The following is a 1,105-nucleotide window of genomic DNA, read 5'->3' on the forward strand; positions in this document are numbered from 1 at the left end:
CTAACACCTACAAAGAATTAGATCGTATCCAATTAGCTACTAAGTTTAACCTTGATGATTTAGGGGGCATGTTCAAGTCTTTCTATTCCACTGCGGCTAAATCAATGGGGCTTAAAGATGCATTAAAGGTTATGGAGGCAATAGCCTACACCGCGCAAGTTAGCGGGGCTGATGTCAATAGCCTTAAAGCTACGCTAGATAGTTTGGGTGCTGGCACAGTTGCAACAGCTACAGACTTTGGGCGTTTTGTCAACTCTTTGGGTTTAACTACGGAGGCCATGGCTAAGGCCAAAAATGAGGGCAATTTAGCAAATCTCATGCTAGAAAAAATGGGCAAGTTTAAAGAAACAGCTAAGCTTACAGCGGGGAGTTTTGAGGAAACTTGGAGTAATTTTACAAATGCTTTTAATAATGCTAAACAAGCCGCATTAGAACCTTATTTTGAAAGCATTAAAAAGACTTTAGCTGGCTGGACTTCAGTCCTTGATCAAAATAAAAACCTATTTAAAGATATTTTGAGCGCTCTAGCGCGCTATAAAAGTGTGATCATTGCGCTAGGCGCGGGCTTTTTAGCCTATAAAGTGCAAGTTTTAGCGGTCAGTGTTGCCACTAAGGCCTACACCGCTTATACTAGTGCAGCAGCTAGCGCGGGGGGAGTGTTTGCGCTAAGTATTAGAGGTATTGGGCTAGCCTTTAAGTCTTTAGCATTCCCGGTATTAATTGCGGGTATTGTAGAGATCGCGCTAAATTGGCAAGATTTAGCTAAGTCAATGCGCTCACTTTGGGAAAAATCCCTAACCACGCTTAAAGCCCTATGGCATAACTTTATTAACGCCTTAAAAATTGGCATGAAAGCTTTTGGGCTTTATTATGTGGAGGTCTTTTCCGGCATTATGGAGGTAGCCACCAAAGGACTTGGGCGCTTTGCTCCGGAGTTTCTCAAAAATGCCACAAACTCTATTAAAGCCACTAGAAACGCGCTAAGGGCTGAGATCAAGGCCTTAGCTAAAGACTTTCAGCCACTCACTAGCGCCACTAAAGTGGATAAAAAAGCTAGTGGCGTTATTTCTGTGCCTAAAGTGCAAACTAGCGCCACAACAAGCCC

Annotated in this window: 1 pseudogene; it reads left to right on the plus strand. The window is 43.1% G+C overall.

Annotated features, from left to right (window positions below):
* Positions 1–1,105: pseudogene (locus G6Q00_RS08165) on the plus strand (hypothetical protein); the annotation flags it as partial.

This window comes from Helicobacter suis, assembly GCF_902196125.1.
GTDB lineage: Bacteria > Campylobacterota > Campylobacteria > Campylobacterales > Helicobacteraceae > Helicobacter > Helicobacter suis_B.